Consider the following 15,965-nt stretch of genomic DNA (forward strand, 5'->3'; position numbering starts at 1 on the left):
GGTTTTAGTAGTTTTTTTCAGGTCCGCCATATTTCTTTGAAGTCAATCCAGCCATGCGAGTTGATGCCTACCCCTCGATAAGAAGGGGAGAAGTAGGACTGGAAGCGCGAATGAAGGAGAAACAGGGCATGTGCATCGTCCCTCAGACGGGTCTCAATGTCGGTTAAGAGCCGCCAGCGCTCGGCAGAGCTGTCACAGTTCAGCGCCTGATCGACATGCTCCCTGACGTATTCATGCCAGTCCGGCGTTTGAAATTGTTTCGTGAAGCTGCCCGCTTGCTCATAATTTTCAATCATGCAGATTTCTTCCTCGGGAAAGACGACGGCATGAAGGATGATATCCATCTCGTTCATGACCGGGATTTCCTGAATATGGTCCATCTGCTCATAGCGGATATGAAGCGGAATGCCGACGACGGCGCATTGCTGCTGAACCCATTCCGCATCCTGCAGATGTTTGCCATAGGTGCCGAGCGACAATGGCGTGCCATCGTAATCGGCGAGAAGCCGTCTAGCTTCCTCCAGATCGTATCGATACAGTTCTGTTTCTGCTTGCTCATCATGGAAAAAACCTCTGGCGATATGGAGCCGGTAGCCGCCCAGCTCGCGCAGCATTTGACTCCGGTTCAGGATAAGATCCACGGCTCGGCGGAAGTCAGCCGATTGATGCTGTCCCGGCTTATTCATATTCCAGGACAGCAGGCTGGTGCAGCAATGCTTAGATACGGTGCTTTGCCAGCTCTCTAAGTCGTCCTCCTGCTTGCCGGGGTCGTAGAGCAGCTGCTGCCAAAGCGCCTGATCGGCTGATGCAGAGCTTGGTATAAAGACGATATGGACGCTGTCCAGATGCGGCCGGCCTTGGTAATAGCGGGCATTGGCATGCAAGACGAATCGTTCGTCTGTCCATTCCGCTAGCTGGAAAGGGCCGGTTCCGATTGGCTGCTTCCAGAACTGCTTCTCGTTCTCGCCCGCATAATCCAGCGGCAGAATCGATAGCGCGTTCAGACACAGAAAGCGCGGGAAAATCCGATTCGGCTTGGCGAGCTTGAAACGAACCGTTCGCGGGGATGCGGCTTCTACGCCAATAAGGAAGCGGAGCGGCCAGCTGTTGCGTTTGCCCGTCTGCATTCGCTTGAAGGTAAAAACGACATCCTCAGCGCCGAGCTCCTTTCCGTTGTGAAAAAACACGCCTTTGCGCAGATGGAATGTCCATAGGGTTGCATCCTCGCTGGAATCCCAAGTATGGGCGATTTGCGGGAGGATACGGTCTTCCGCCGCATCGTAGCGTACGAGCGGGTCGAAGAGCTGCTGTACCATATGTGATTCCAAGCTGTAGAAACATTCCGAAGGGTCCAGCGTCAATATCGGCTGGGACAGAGGGAGGCGCAGTGTATCCACCGTCTCATTCCCTTCCCCGCGGCTTTTGCCGAAGCCGAAGCTGCCGGAGAGCCATTCCGTGAAGCTTTCGATCGCCTGCGTCCCTGCATCATATCGCTGCAAAAGCTCAAACGCTTGCTTGTATTCTTCCTTTTCCGCGTATTGGCGGGACAGCTCGATTAAAATATGGGTTTTGCCAGCGAGAAAAGCAAGCTTGGAGCGATTTCCTCTTCCGCGTCCTGCTTGCCAAGTAATTAAGCCGGCGTCCGTTAGCTTGCGCAAGACGAGCTTCGCGTTGCGGGGCGTGCAATGCAGCGCATCGGCGACTTGCTCTAGAGTGACTTCGCGGGGAACCTCAAGCTGCTCATGGGAATTTAATTGATGGGCTAGCATGATGAAATGCTCAAAGGGCTGCATCCGTCCGGCCTCCAGTTCTTCTTTATGTCAGGTCCGTTTTCTATTTATTTTACAGCCACCCCGGCATTCTTTCCATCCGAATCAGATAGGAGGTCCGTTGCTGGTCATTGAATTAAAAATGCACCTGCCGCAAGGTGGACGAGGCTTGAAGCCTTCCTCCTTGCAGCAGATGCATCTAGTGTGAAGCTAGCAATTAGTTTGTTTTGCGCGAAGCTTCTTCGATATGTCCGAAAGCCCAATGGGAGGACGGCACATCCGTCCATGTTGGCTTAGTGGAAGCCGGAAGCGGCTCTCTGCCCAGTACACGGTTGAATATAGCAACGGCTTCCGCCCGGGTTAATGCTTGGTTCGGCTTGAAGGAGCCGTCCGGCATGCCAGTCATCATGCCCGCTTGGATGACAAGACGTATTGAGCTCTCTGCCCAGTGGCCTTGAACATCTTTCGCTGCTGCTGTATTGCCTTCGTTAGTAAGCTTCAGCCAGCGGCTTACAATGACCGCCATTTCAGCACGAGTCAGCTCGGCATTTGGCTTGAACGTGCCGTCTGAGAAGCCCTTCATTAAGCCGGAGGTTTGAATAAGCGAGACGGCTTGGAAGGCCCAATGTCCCGAAGCTACATCTGAGAAGATTACAGGTGCAACAGTGTTATCCTCCCCGGCACCGATTCGCGACAGCATCGCGGCGATTTCGGCGCGGCTAACGCTTTTCTCCGGTCTGAAGGAGCCGTTAGCGTATCCGTTAATATAAGAACTGTGCTGCTTCTGATACAACGACCAGTTGCTCAAATGAAGGATCGTAAAGGTGCTGAACTTCGTAACGTTAAATTGCAGATGGGTTTGTCCTGCCGCATCGGTTACGATTTCCGGCTTAATGACGACCCGTTCGCCATCGCTATGCTCAATGAAGATGGCAAGGTTGTCCAGCCATTGCTGGCGCTCTTTCTCATTAGCAGGAATCTGTGCAGCTGGCAGCGGCAATGACAGGCTTACGGCACGGGATGACAGATTGGTCTCAATCGTCATCGGACGTCCAATGACTTGAAGGCTGCCGTCACCGAGCACTGTTTTGACCGCTTCTTCTTTAACCGCACGTTCTTTAACCTGATCCTGATCCGCCTGATTCTTAATTGGAATGATGCGGAAGTACGTATCACGGGTCAGACCTGTCAGCGAGTTGTAAGGAATGATCAGGCTCACACCCGCCGTGTGAATCTCCAGATTAATATGTCCTTCTGCCAGCTGCTGCACAGCTCCGGCAGGGAGGTTCACGTTAACTTGGACCACTTCGTCCTTCGTATCGGGGATAACGACACGAGCGGTATGAAGGCCTGCTGCTGTGAGCTTCTCCACAATTTCACGGGCGTTGCCGGCAGACAGCGTAACCTCGTCTTTTTTCTTTCCATCAGCCCCAGTGGTACGAATGATAGTTGCGGCTGAGATTTGGTTGTTGTCGCCGCCATCTACTGGAACTGAAATCTGCTCTGTCTGGCTGGACGGAGTGGAGCTTCCCCCCGTTCCTCCAGGAGCCGGAGTCGGTTCTGGAGTTGGTGTCGGAGTCGGTTCGGAGCTAGGCTCCGGCGTTGGCTCTGTACTAGGTTCCGGAGTCGGTTCGGAGCTAGGCTCCGGTGTTGGCTCCGTACTAGGCTCTGGAGACGGCTCTGGAATTCTAGGCTGATTGTATACTTTAATCTCTTGAAGATCAGGCCCCAAGCTGCCGTCTTCTCCTACTGCATGGATCACGATCTGAATGTAGCGCTGCGTGATCGCTTCGGGAAAAGAAACCGAATCTGTCGTATAACCGTCGTAGGGTCCTTCCGTATGGGTAACGGGAGCTGCGTAAATCGTGCCCGGGATGGTTGCGAACGGTCCGTTCGGGCTGTCGCTGACCTTTACTTCATAGGATTGCAGGTAGACGGAATCGGTAACGAGGATTTCGTTATAAAGCGCGTTTTCTCCCATATCGAGCGTAATCGTCCATGGCGCATCAGTTGGACTGCCAGTCCAGCCTGTATGGAGCGAATCGTCGGTCAACTGAGTAATTTCACCACTGATAGTTCCCTTGTCGACTGTAACCGGAACACCGTAGGCCAGGTTGGAGCTGTCTTCATTAACAATGACGGTCCGCGTCACTGCAACAGCTTGATTGCCAGCTGCATCAGTTGCAGAATAGGTAATCGTATACATGCCTGGCACCGTTGTATCGATAGCTGGCAACGGAGCGCCGTTCAAGCTGTAAGTGACTGCCGCTGTCAGATCGTTATCGACATTATCGGTTACCGTTACGCCAGAATCATGGAAGGCTGTCCCGTTTCTGACCAGAACGGTTGAAGAGCCGATAAGTGTAATGACCGGTTTTACTGTATCGAGAACTTGTTCATCAAGCTCGGGGAATTGACTGACCGACGAGCCGTAAGCTTTATACGCTTTGCCGTTTGGCAAGTAAGCGATGCCGCTTGGTTGAAGCTGAGCGTTCTTAAATAGCTCAAATTTGGAGGCATCTACGGCCCCAGCCGTTAAATGCTCGCTGGCAATACGAAAGATCTTGTTGCTTCTATCGTCAATAGCGTATAGATTGCCTGCGGGGCTTATCGTTATTCCTTTTACCGGTGACGAGAGGCCACTGATGACCGTCGTTGCGGCCGATGCTCCCGATGCCAGCTTGTAGATGCCTTTGGTCGTGTAGTCTGTGAAATAAAGGTTGTCTGCTGCGTCGAAAGCTAGGCCATATACAAAATTAAATCCCGTATTGTAGTAGGGGGTCGCGCTATTTGCAGGGAGGGGGAAATTGGTGAGTGCGCTGCTGCTGATTTTATAAATATTTTGATCATAGTTGTCCGTTGTGAAGAACAGATCTCCGGCCTCGTTAAGGGCAACCGTCATAATATAGCCTCTGTTCAGCACTTTCGTGACTTCACCTGTCTCGACCGAAATGCGAAAAATTCCGCCCGGTTCCCGCTGTGCTGCATAAATATAGCCGTCATGGTAAGCAAGTGCCCTTGCGTCTTGAAGCGCAGCACTAATAAATGCGCTTGGAGTCGGGGGAACTGCCCAAGCTTTGGCAGCAGGAAAGCTGGCAAGCAGAAGCATTAATGCCATTAATAAAGATAAAGAACGTTTCATATGAGAGTTCCTTTCCTATTCAAAGTTGTGAAATAGTTCCGGCTCTATTTTATTAAAACGCTCTGAACCAATTCTGAGCAATTTCGACATAAAGGTGCTTTATTTAATACAGCAGCCTCCATAAATAAAAGGTGGCATAGGATTGCCAGCCTGTCCAATTGGCAGACAGCTTCACGATTTCCTCTTTCGTAGGCTTCCGGTCGATGCCAAGCACATGCTTGATTGCATTATGCAGGCCAACGTCATCGATTGGAAAGGCGGAAGGCGTCCGCAGGCAGCGCATTAACACATAGTTGGCGGTCCATGGCCCGATACCGCGAATGCTGACGAGCATTTTTTCCGCTTGCTTCAAATCTCCGGCGCCAAGCAGCTTCTCCTTTGTTAGCTGCCCGCTTGAGACGAGGCCGGCTACACCGATCAAGTATTCGCTTTTCTTCGTTGTCATCTTCAGCTCGGTCAGCTCTTCTACCGGCAATGCGGCAATATCCTTAGGAGATGGGAACAGCCAGTAGCATTCCCCGTTATATTCAAGCGATCGTCCGTACCGCTCGACGAACCGCCGCTTCAGCGTGTAGGCGAACGGAAGGTTGATTTGCTGACCGATAATGCCCCAGCAAAGCGCTTCGAATAAATCGGGTATGCCAATCGTACGCAGGCCGTGGTGCGTTCTAATCGGCAGCTCCAGCAGCGGGTCCTTGCTTGCCATATGGTAGAAGGGTGCCAGATCGGTATCCAGGTCAAACCACTCTCTCGTGTAGAGGGCCACCGCATCTCGTACTAGCTCAGACGGCGGCTCTTCGGGCGCAAGAAACCTTACGCTCAGCCTGCCGGGCTGTTCCTCGAATACCTCGACAACGACGGACAAGGAGCTGTCCCCTTCGGTTTCTCCATCTACCGGTATGGCTTTGCGGATTCGTCCGTCTACTACCCGGTGCATACATTCGCCTGCAGCACGCGCTAAATAACTCACATTTTGTGTAAAGCTGAAAGGCTCGGGAAGCGGCAAATAGAGTTCCCTGCCATCCGGCGAGACTGTATATGAAAGGCTATTGTTCATCTTGATCCTCTTCTCTGCGAACATTCTTATATAGTAGTTTTACCATAAAAAAAGCTTTCGCAGTTTCGAAATCTTGCGATCCTATTATGGGATAGAGCAGTCTGTGAGCAGCTTCTGATTATTCAGCAGCGAGTTGTGTATGCATTCTGTTCGCATCAGAGCTGGAAACCGCTTCTGGCTTTTTGAACGAAATACTTTTTCGGCCGGTGATCAAGTGATATACCACGCAGACGGCAAGGATGAGAAGGACGAAATAGTCGTAGAGATGAGTGGCCGGTGTGTGGCCCGTGAAATTGAGAAAGTTATGCAAGCCGTGAAAGACGATGCCCGGCCAAATCGTGCGATGCTTCACAACGAGCAAGGCGAGCAGCAGTCCCAGCAGAAAGGCGTAAGCGACTTGCAGCAAAGTATCTTCGGCCGATTGCCCGCCCAGTGCTTGCAGAGCGTGAGTCACGCCGAAGAAGAAGCTGGAGACGATGACGGTGAAGCCCGTTCCTTTGGACAGTAGCACCCGCAGCATAATGCCGCGAAAGAGCGATTCTTCGACAAAGCCGACCAGCAACAGCTGGGATAGGAGCATGTAGGCGAAAAAAGAGAACGGAGCAGCTTCAAAGCCGCGGTTGGCAATGAGCAGAACGGCAAGAATAAGCAGCAGCGGCGCAAAGTCCAGCCATTGTCTGGCTGTAAGCTTGGTTAAACCGCCGCTAAAGAAATATTGCCGTCCCCGTTTTTTCACGGAAAAGAAACATATAAGGAATACAGCAATCGGGATAAAGCCGAGAAATGGAGCAAGAGGGTGGGTCCATTCAGCAATCGAAGCGTATGCACTGCCTCCGGCAATGAAAACAATGAGCGCCAGTTCGATGAGAACAATCGTGAGATAAGGTCTTTTCCACTTCAATTCATTCAAGTTTTCCATCATTGCCATTCTCCCTTTTCGATCATTTTACTGAAGAAATCATGCTCCATCCGAAAAAACTGCAAGCCATAATGCATGACAGATACCCGGTAGTAATAGTCGTCTTTGTTAGGAATCTGCTCCAGCTCCTTTGATACGATGCCTTGAACGGCTTCCATCTGGGCGATGCCGCTTCGCAAGGTGTGCTGGAAAGCCCGCAAGTTTTGCAACCGGGTGGATTCATCTAAATAGTCATAGAAAAATAGTTTGAGCAAATGCTCCCGTTTATTTGCCTGCAGCGGCTCACGCAGCCAGTTCATGAAATAGCTCCGGCCTTGCTCGGTAATCGCGTACAGCTTTTTGTTCTTGCTGTCATTTGTTTCTTCTTCAATTAAGTGTCCGGCGGAGACGAGCCGCTTGAGAGCGGGATAAAGACTTCCGTAGCTCATTTTGATAAAAAGGCTAACCGATTGCTCCGCTATTTTTTTAATATCATAGCCGCTCATTTTGCCCTGCATCAGTATGCCTAGGCTAACCGTTTCAACCACTTTAGAACGCCCCTAACATATATCGATTTGATATATCAATTTGATATATGTAATTTAGCATTTTTTGGATTTGTCGTCAACGGTTTTTTTGGAAATCGTCTTAAATCGGCGCCGGCGGCATAAATTGGCTAAAAAAGGAGAGTGAGCGTTAGTGGACAAGGCCGTGAGGCGGTATTATCAGTTGAAGCAAAAGCAAAAAGAGCTGGAGCAGGAGCTCGGCGAGCTGCGGGCCGAAATATTGAATCATTGCGAAGAGCAGCAATTATCCGAGCTGGAGACGAAGGGCTATCGGGTGAAGCTCGTCTTGCAGGAGCGGAAGGAATATGACGACGATAAGCTGTATGAGGCACTCCCCGATCCGGAAGTCTGGCGCCTGCTATCGAAGGCCGATGCCTCCAAGGTCGCGAGTCTTGTAAAGCTGAACGTCGTTCCCGAGGAAAGGCTTAAAGACACCTATTCGTTGAAGCGCGTATCACTGCTGCATGTAGACAAGAAATAATGCCCATAGCAAAGCCCCTTTTTCAGGTGTAGGACTTGCTCTGCCGAAAAAGGGGCTTTATTCACTTGTAAGGCATTATTCGTAATAGCCTTCGGTTGATTTACGTAATTGGCTGAATTGATTGCCGTCATGTCCGAACCAAACTTGCGAGCTTGTCCGATGAGCCAGCGTGCGGATTTTTTCAACCGAATTCCTGTAACCGACGGAGTCATAAATAACCCCTGGCGGTTTAACAGGCGGTCCATAGCTCTCTGCTGTGTAAATCGTATCCGAAGCGAGGATAATTCCGCCTGTTTCCGGCATTTCGATATGCAAACCCAGCATGCCCCAAGCGTGACCGCTGCCGCAGTTAATGATTTGGATGCCCTCAGCCAGATTCAGATGATCTTCATGCCGCTTGACCGTCCTCCATTGCAGCTGGTTCTTGATCCAAGCATCGATGTCTGCCCATACGTAAGCTCCTTCCTTTTCATTGCGGGCATAGCTTTGCAGCGCACCGTTCAGCTCATCCTCGTGGACGATAATTGTAGCGTTCGTGAACATCTCTAAGCATCCGGCATGATCCATGTGCAAATGAGAAGCAATGACGTACTTGATTTCTTCAGGCCTTACACGGAGCTGTTCAAGCCGGTTATGCAAGTAACATTCCTCGCCAGCGACCCAAGGGAACGATTTCTGGGTGGCTTCGGACCACCGGCCCTCAAAGCCCATCGAATTCGGATTGCAGGCGGTATCGAATAAAATTTTCCCTTCCGGATGGTCGATCAATACGGTGTAAATTGGGAATTCTACAAATTCCGCGGGGGCGTTAGGGTTACTTATCGTTGCTGGATTATGCATAGCAATCAGCCAGTTTTTGTCCATGCTCATACGCCCGTTGTCCAGCACATACAGCTTTGGACGAGGTTTAATAATCGTTGACATGCGAAGCGGCCTCCCTTGTATTTGACGATGATATAGCCATACAATAATGCATAAACTAAAACTGCGTAAGTAGGCACTTTAAGGTGTACAGGGAACTTTAAAGTGCATAGGAGGGAGAATTGAAAATGACAGCTTCTGCTAAAACCAAACAACCCGACATCTCGCTCGCCGTATGCGGCTACAGCAAAGTAATTGAAATTATATCCAATAAATGGACAGCGCTCGTGATCTATGCCATAGAAAACGGAAGTATACGTTACGGTGAAATCGAGAGAAGAATTGCAGGTATTTCCAAAAAAATGCTGACGCAAACGCTGCGAAAGCTTGAGCGTGATGGCATTGTTCAGCGTCATATTACGCCGTCCGTGCCCCCGATGGTCGAATATTCGCTTACGCTTCTAGGCCAGACTTTGCTGCGCCCGATGAGGGAGCTGCGGCAATGGGGAAGAGACAATTATATGCATGTCGAGGCGGCAAGAATGCAGTATGATTTTACGTACAACAAAGATTCTATGGATTAGCGGTAATGAAGGGAGTCGCATTCATATCTGGTTGAATGCGATTCCAACCGTGGAGGAAAAAGTAAAAAATCCCCTTGTCAATCGAACAGAATTCATATTATAATGATCACAAAGTTTAACCGCTTTAACTTTCGCGAAAGTTAGAACATTGCAGTAACCGTATTCATAATCGAAGAAATTGGTATTATTTTTTTATTCTATAAGTTAAAGCGCTTAAACTTATGGGATAAAGCAGGACACCTACCCGTACGAAGAAGGGGGACCCTTGAGTGAGGTCAACGAAAGAAAGCCGGCGTGAGGGAAGGAATTTTTATTTTTTCATTTCACCATGGTTAATTGGATTTGTCTTATTTGCACTATTCCCGGTCATGGCTTCTCTTTACTACAGCTTCACGGAATATGATATCATCCACGCGCCGAAGTTTATCGGAGCAGGCAACTATCAGGAGCTTTTCCAAGACGAGCAGTTCTGGAATTCGATCAAGGTAACGTTGAAGTACACGTTCATCAGCGTACCGTTAACACTTCTGCTTTCTTTGTTTTTCGCGATTCTAATCAATCAGAAAATTCCATTTCGCGGTTTTTTCCGGACGGCGATGTACTTTCCGAGCATGATTTCCGGTGTATCCATGGCATTGCTGTGGTTCTGGGTATTTAATCCGCAAGCCGGGCTGTTCAACTACGTGCTTTCTATTTTCGGAGTAGAGCCAATCGCTTGGTTTCTCGATGAGAATTATGCCATTTGGGCGCTGATCATCATGTCGTTCTGGGGAATGGGAGCAGGCATGCTTATTTTCCTGGCCGGACTGCAGGGTGTACCAAGCAGCTTGCTGGAGGCTGCAAAACTGGATGGCGCAGGACGGCTTCGTTCCTTCTGGAACGTAACGCTGCCGCTGATCTCGCCGGTATTTCTGTTTCAGCTCATTATGGGCTTGATCGAATCCTTCCAAGTGTTTACGCAAGCGTACACGATTACACAAGGCGGTCCGAACTACTCGACTTGGTTCTACGTTTATAACATCTACGTCAATGCGTTCAAAAACTTCCGTTACGGCTATGCATCGGCGATGTCGTGGATTCTTCTGATCGCGGTCATGATTATAACTTACGCCATTATGAAGCTGTCGAACCGTTACGTTTACTACGAAGGAGGGAGCGAACGATGAGCCAGCCTGCATACGCCGGTCAACCGAAGAAAAAAACAAAACTCGACATCGCCCCGATTATCGGGTTCATTATTTTGTTAGCTGTTACGATCGCCATGATCTTGCCTTTTGGCTTTATGATATCGACCTCATTGAAGACGACGAAGGAAATGCTCGTCTTTCCTCCGACCGTTATTCCGGAGCAATTCGCTTGGGGAAATTTCAAAGAGCTGTTCATTAATGACGAGATTAAATTCGGCAGGCAGTATGGCAACAGTCTGATCGTTTCTATTGCTACTGTTATCGGTACGGTGCTTTCCTCTTCCTTCGTCGCATTTGGCTTCGCCAGATACCGGGCTAAAGGAAGCCAGCTGATGTTCATGCTGGTGCTGGGCACGCTTATGCTGCCTTATCCGGCGATTATGATTCCGCAATTTTTGCTATTTACGAAGCTGGGGCTTCATGACTCGCTTCTCCCATTAATACTGCCAGCGTTTTTCGGTTCCGCTTACATGATCTTTTTGCTGCGGCAGTTTTTCTCCAATCTTCCCAATGAGATTTATGATGCGGGAAGAATCGACGGCTGCCGGGAGATCGGCCTGTATTGGAAGCTGACGCTTCCGCTCGCAGGTCCAGTGCTTGCTACGGTTGCGATCTTTTCCTTTATCTGGAGCTGGAATGATTTGCTTGCACCGGTTCTTTATCTGGATTCGCAGGAAAACTTCACCCTTCCGATCGGGATGGCAGCCATGCTGTCGTCGAAGTTCCGGATTGCGCCTTGGAACCTGATGATGGCAGCCTCATTGCTGTCGGTTCTTCCGATTGTTGCGTTGTTCGCCGTCGCGCAAAAACGTTTTGTCGAAGGCATCGTGCTGACTGGCATCAAGTAAAGTCCACATAGAGCTTTAAGCCAATTAAAAAACAAGGGGGATACACAATGAACAAGAACAAAGGCAAGCTGTTGCTCGGTCTCATTCTCGTATTTTCGATGGTCATGTCCGCATGTACAGGCGGCGGCAAGGATGGCGGCAAAGACGGAGACATCGTGACGATTACGCATTACACAATCGATTCGCCGGACCGCACATTCGTGGAAAAGCTGATTCCAGACTTCGAGGCGAAGCACCCGAATATTAAGGTCAAAGTAACGAAAGCGCCTTACGAGCAATTCGACTCGAAGCTTCAATCGGCCATCGCAGCTAAAAACGCGCCTGACGTTACTTCGCACTGGGGCTATGGCGGCTTCATGGAATATTACAACAAAGGCATGCTGATGGATCTGTCGCCTTACCTGACGGACTTCAAAGCATCCGACTACAACATCCCGGAAGACGTTATGAACATTTACAAAGTAGACGGCAAAACATACGGCATTCCGGTCAACAGCTATGTAACCGTGATGCTCTATAATAAAGATTTGTTCGATAAAGCCGGCCTTCCGTATCCGCCATCGGATTACGAGGACAAAAGCTGGACATTCGACAAAATGGTGGAGTACGCAAAAGCGTTGACGGTAGACTCCAAAAACTTGAACGAAGCGCAATACGGCGTTGACTTCGGCTTTGGCGAACGCGATCAACGGCCGCAATACTTCGGCGGCAACGTCTATTCCGAGGATACATGGACGAATGGCGGCAAGCCTTCCGAGATTAATCTGACGAAACCGGAAGTTGTGGAAGCGTTCAAGAAGGTTTACGGCCTTATCTATGATCAAAAGGTTTCCCCGACACCTGCATTCTCGAAATCGGTATCCGGACAATTCGGCGATCCGTTCCTTTCCGGCAAAATCGGCATGTCCGTAGTTGGCTCGTGGAGCTTGGCTGCTTCCAGCGATTTCAGCTTCAACGTAGGCGTAGCTGCGGTGCCGCAAGGCCCGAACGAGAAAGTAAGAAGCGTTCTCTATGTCGATCCATTGTTCGTTCTGAAAGATTCCAAGCATCCGAAAGAGGCGCTGGAGTGGATTGAATATTTGGTTACGGCAGAAGTGCAAGAGAAGTCCATCGAGCTTAGCGGCGGCAACCCGCCGGTCAACCAGCAAGCGGCTGAGAAATATTACAGCAACTTCGAAGGCATTGATCCGGAGCAAATCAAGCAAGTATTCGACGGCGCTTATAAATACGGATTTGAATCTTACAACCATCTGATCTCCAACTATTCGCAAATCAACGAGTTGTTCATCAACGAGCTGGCTAGCGTGGAGAATGGAGATAAGAAGGTAGAAGATGCATTGCCGGCTATTGAGACGAAGCTTAAAGCACTGCTTGAGCGCTTGAACAAATAACGCAAGTCGAAATCGGGGGAGAAACGGGGTTTAATCCGGGTCTCTCCCGTCCTTGCCTATTTGCTGTTTTGGCTCAAATATGGTATTCGTTAATAAATACTTTTTTTATTACAGGAGCTAAAACGATGAAAGTCAGTATCTTTGATGTAGCCAAAAAGTCGGGCTTGTCGGTCGTAACGGTATCAAGAGTGCTGAATAATTCGTCTTCGGTTCGTCAGAAAAATAAAGAGAAAGTGCTGCAAGCGATGCGGGAGCTTGACTATCATCCCAACGCCTCCGCCCGAAGCCTTGCGCGGGGCAAGACGGGAATCATCGGTCTGACGCTGACGACGCTGCATGACTCTTTCTTCGATGCAGTCGTCAATGAAATTAATGACAGGCTGGCTGAGCATGGCTATTATTTGGCGCTATCGATTTCGAAGAGCTATGAGGATGCTTTTCACCGCTCCTTGTTTCAAGAGGATCGCGTAGACGGCGTCATCCTGCTCTCGCCATTTGATGAAGACGAATACGTAAGCGAGCTTAAGAAGAAGCAAATTCCGTTCATCATGATCGATAATTCGAAAAAAAATCCGCAAGTTACTTCTATTATCGTTGATAATTTCAGAGGCGGCTACGAGGCGACCAAGCACTTGATAGAGCTGGGTCATACGGAGATTGCCCATATTGCCGGGCCGGATCATTTCCTCAGCAGTAGGGAGCGGGAGCGCGGGTTTAAAGCTGCGCTGGAGGAAGCGGGCCTGCAGCCTTATTGCATAGAGCGCGGCACCTTCGAAATCTCGACCGGCTATCATATCACCAAGGATTGGATTGCCTCCGGTAAGCTGCCTCCTGCTGTCTTCGCAGGAGATGATAACATTGCACTCGGCATCATGGATGCCTGTCTCAACGAAGGCGTACGCATTCCGCGCGACATCTCGGTCGTGGGCTTCGACGATCAAATTCTAGCCTCCGAATTTCGTCCGCTGCTGACGACAATCAGACAGCCTGCGGACAAAATCGGCGCGATGGGCGTGGAACTGCTGCTTGCGGCAATCTCCAACACCAGCACGCGGAATGCGACGGTACAGATTGAGCCGGAGCTAATTGTCCGGGAATCGACAGCGCCGCCGCAAAAATAACTGCATCATCGTTTCGTTATATGTTTGTATAAGAGTTCCAGCCGCTTAGCGGCTGGAACTTTTTTTGCGTTCTGCTCAGTTTTGCAACAGCGTGCACAAGGTAGTCAATTTTTTTTCGAATTGGTCAAATCCGTTTCTTCCGGGAGCCGCTCTGAAACGGTTAAATAAGAAGTAGAAACGTTAGATACCAGCTTAGATGAAGAGGTGACTACACATGCAAGGAAACGAAGTTCAGCAGCAGCAGGCGCTGCCTAAGCTGAAGCGCAAGCAGCGGGAGGAAATCGCCGGCTATTTGCTGGCGGGGCCTATGCTGCTCGGATTGTTTATTTTCACCGTTATCCCGACGCTCATCTCCTTGGTGCTCAGCTTCACGGAATGGAGCTTTATCGCCGATCTTCAGAAGATGAAGTTTGTCGGCTTGAACAACTTCAAGCAGCTGTTCGATGATCAGGTATTTCTAACCTCGATGAGAAACAACTTGATTTTGCTGCTTGTCGTTCCGGTTCAATTGATCGTCTCGCTCGTGCTCGCCGTCGTCATTGAACGGTACGTGTATGGCAAAGGTTTATTTAAAGTGATGTTTTTCATGCCGTACATTTCAAGTATGGTTGCCGTCGCGATTGTGTTCCAGCTGCTGTTTCACCCGTCCTACGGTCCGGTGAATGAGACGCTTCGCTCGCTGGGCATCGCCAATCCGCCAAAGTGGCTTGCCGATCTTCATTACGCGCTGCCTTCGGTCATGATTATTCTGATCTGGGTCGGCATCGGCTTCTGTATGGTCGTCTATATGGCGGCGCTTAACGCCATTCCGAAGGATCTCTATGAATCGGCCGATATCGACGGGGCTGGCGTATGGACGAGATTCCGGCGCATTACGCTGCCGCTTGTAACGCCAACAACCTTCTTCCTGCTCGTTACCGGGCTAATCAGCTCTTTCAAATCGTTTGACGTCATTAAGGTGCTGACGGAAGGCGGGCCATCCTATTCTACCTCGGTCGTCACCTACTATTTGTACACGACGGCATTTGAGAATTTAAAGACGGGCTATGCCTCTTCCATCGCCTGGATGCTGTTCGGCTGCGTGCTGCTCATTACGCTCATCCAGCTGTACGGTCAGAAGAAGTGGGTTCACTATTAAGTACGGGGGACTGAATATGCCATCAACCATGAATGCGCGAATGAGAAGAAGGATAGGAAAAGCGGCGGTCACACTAGTTATGCTGATGCTTGGGATTGGCTTCCTGCTGCCCTTCATCTGGATGATTTCGGCCTCCGTAAAGCCCGAAATCGATGTATTTAAATACCCGATTCAATGGATTCCAACGAATTGGCAGTTTTTCGAAAATTATAGGGAGGTATGGGTTGGCGATCATCCATTTGCCCTGTATTATTGGAATTCGATCAAGGTGAGTATCGTGACGACAATCGTATCGGTGTTTGTGTCCGCGATGGCCGCCTTTGCATTCTCCCATGTCGAGTTCCGCGGAAGAAAGCTGCTGTTCGGAGTCGTGCTGATGACGTTCATGGTGCCAAGCTACTCCATCATGGTGCCTCAATTTATGATCTTCCGCTGGCTGGATCTATTCGACAGCCATCTGGGACTTATTATGCTCGGCTCCTTCAGCGCGCTGGGAACCTTCATGCTGCGTCAATTTTTTATGGGGCTGCATAAGGATTACCTGGATGCCGCATTTATTGACGGGGCAGGCACGTTTAGGACGTTTGTCCGCATAGCGCTTCCGCTCGTTCAGCCGGCACTGGCGACCTACGCGATCCTGCGGTTTATCTGGACCTGGAACGACTATGCCAACCCGCTAATTTTTCTAAGAAGCGACCGGCTGATGACTGTCCAGATCGGCATTCAGAAGTTTGCATCGGAGAGCGGAGCCTTCTATTCTTTAATTATGGCAGGCACCGTTTCGGCGATACTGCCGCTGCTTATTATCTTTATTTTCGGACAGAAGCAAGTCATTGAAGGAATTGCCCTTGGCGGCGTGAAAGGGTAAAAATAGTTTCGAATCGGTAAAAATCGTTACTGTGAGCGCCAAAACCGGAATGGT

At 49.9% G+C, this 15,965-nt stretch carries 14 protein-coding genes; 8 read left to right on the forward strand and 6 right to left on the reverse strand.

Annotated elements, in window-relative coordinates; all coding sequences use genetic code 11:
- Positions 1-17: 17 nt before the first annotated feature.
- The 5 genes from IEX98_RS20030 to IEX98_RS20050 all read right to left on the reverse strand — a co-directional run bounded on the left by IEX98_RS20030 (position 18) and on the right by IEX98_RS20050 (position 7,414).
- Positions 18-1,793 carry an ABC transporter substrate-binding protein gene (locus IEX98_RS20030; protein WP_229692280.1) on the reverse strand — a complete coding sequence of 592 codons (1,776 nt, stop codon included), beginning with the start codon at positions 1,791-1,793 and terminating at the stop codon, positions 18-20.
- A gap of 193 nt (positions 1,794-1,986) precedes the next feature.
- Positions 1,987-4,911: an S-layer homology domain-containing protein gene (locus IEX98_RS20035; RefSeq protein WP_188890965.1), complete on the reverse strand. Its 2,925-nt coding sequence runs from the start codon at positions 4,909-4,911 to the stop codon at positions 1,987-1,989.
- 103 nt (positions 4,912-5,014) lie between these two features.
- Positions 5,015-5,968, reverse strand: coding sequence for a DNA-3-methyladenine glycosylase family protein (locus IEX98_RS20040; RefSeq protein WP_188890966.1), 954 nt, complete (start codon positions 5,966-5,968; stop codon positions 5,015-5,017).
- A 118-nt stretch (positions 5,969-6,086) separates the two neighbouring features.
- Positions 6,087-6,890, reverse strand: a complete 804-nt coding sequence (locus IEX98_RS20045; RefSeq protein WP_188890967.1) for a CPBP family intramembrane glutamic endopeptidase — start codon at positions 6,888-6,890, stop codon at positions 6,087-6,089.
- Entirely contained in the window at positions 6,887-7,414 is a 528-nt protein-coding gene (locus IEX98_RS20050; RefSeq protein ID WP_188890968.1) for a PadR family transcriptional regulator, read from the reverse strand. Before IEX98_RS20050 ends, IEX98_RS20045 begins: the two co-directional genes overlap by 4 nt.
- Positions 7,415-7,565: 151 nt before the next feature.
- Between IEX98_RS20050 and IEX98_RS20055 the strand changes: the two genes are divergently transcribed.
- Positions 7,566-7,913: a hypothetical protein gene (locus tag IEX98_RS20055; RefSeq protein WP_188890969.1), complete on the forward strand. Its 348-nt coding sequence runs from the start codon at positions 7,566-7,568 to the stop codon at positions 7,911-7,913.
- A gap of 75 nt (positions 7,914-7,988) precedes the next feature.
- Here the strand turns inward: IEX98_RS20055 and ahlS are convergent, their stop codons facing one another.
- Complete coding sequence (gene ahlS / locus IEX98_RS20060; protein WP_188890970.1) at positions 7,989-8,837, reverse strand: AhlS family quorum-quenching N-acyl homoserine lactonase; 849 nt, start codon at positions 8,835-8,837, stop codon at positions 7,989-7,991.
- 125 nt (positions 8,838-8,962) lie between these two features.
- Here ahlS and IEX98_RS20065 point away from each other — a divergent pair, with 125 nt between their 5' ends.
- From IEX98_RS20065 to IEX98_RS20095, 7 genes are all read left to right on the forward strand, one after another.
- Positions 8,963-9,358: a winged helix-turn-helix transcriptional regulator gene (locus tag IEX98_RS20065; RefSeq protein ID WP_188890971.1), complete on the forward strand. Its 396-nt coding sequence runs from the start codon at positions 8,963-8,965 to the stop codon at positions 9,356-9,358.
- 269 nt (positions 9,359-9,627) lie between these two features.
- Positions 9,628-10,524, forward strand: coding sequence for a carbohydrate ABC transporter permease (locus IEX98_RS20070; RefSeq protein ID WP_229692281.1), 897 nt, complete (start codon positions 9,628-9,630; stop codon positions 10,522-10,524).
- Positions 10,521-11,393: a carbohydrate ABC transporter permease gene (locus IEX98_RS20075; RefSeq protein ID WP_188890972.1), complete on the forward strand. Its 873-nt coding sequence runs from the start codon at positions 10,521-10,523 to the stop codon at positions 11,391-11,393. Before IEX98_RS20070 ends, IEX98_RS20075 begins: the two co-directional genes overlap by 4 nt.
- Positions 11,394-11,440: 47 nt before the next feature.
- Positions 11,441-12,784 carry an ABC transporter substrate-binding protein gene (locus IEX98_RS20080; RefSeq protein ID WP_188890973.1) on the forward strand — a complete coding sequence of 448 codons (1,344 nt, stop codon included), beginning with the start codon at positions 11,441-11,443 and terminating at the stop codon, positions 12,782-12,784.
- A 125-nt stretch (positions 12,785-12,909) separates the two neighbouring features.
- Positions 12,910-13,905: a LacI family DNA-binding transcriptional regulator gene (locus tag IEX98_RS20085; RefSeq protein ID WP_188890974.1), complete on the forward strand. Its 996-nt coding sequence runs from the start codon at positions 12,910-12,912 to the stop codon at positions 13,903-13,905.
- 214 nt (positions 13,906-14,119) lie between these two features.
- Positions 14,120-15,043, forward strand: a complete 924-nt coding sequence (locus IEX98_RS20090) for a carbohydrate ABC transporter permease (RefSeq protein ID WP_188890975.1) — start codon at positions 14,120-14,122, stop codon at positions 15,041-15,043.
- Between the two features lie 16 nt (positions 15,044-15,059).
- Positions 15,060-15,911, forward strand: a complete 852-nt coding sequence (locus IEX98_RS20095; protein WP_229692282.1) for a carbohydrate ABC transporter permease — start codon at positions 15,060-15,062, stop codon at positions 15,909-15,911.
- The last annotated feature ends 54 nt before the right edge of the window (positions 15,912-15,965 follow it).

This window comes from Paenibacillus radicis (ex Gao et al. 2016), assembly GCF_014641555.1.
GTDB lineage: Bacteria > Bacillota > Bacilli > Paenibacillales > Paenibacillaceae > Pristimantibacillus > Pristimantibacillus radicis.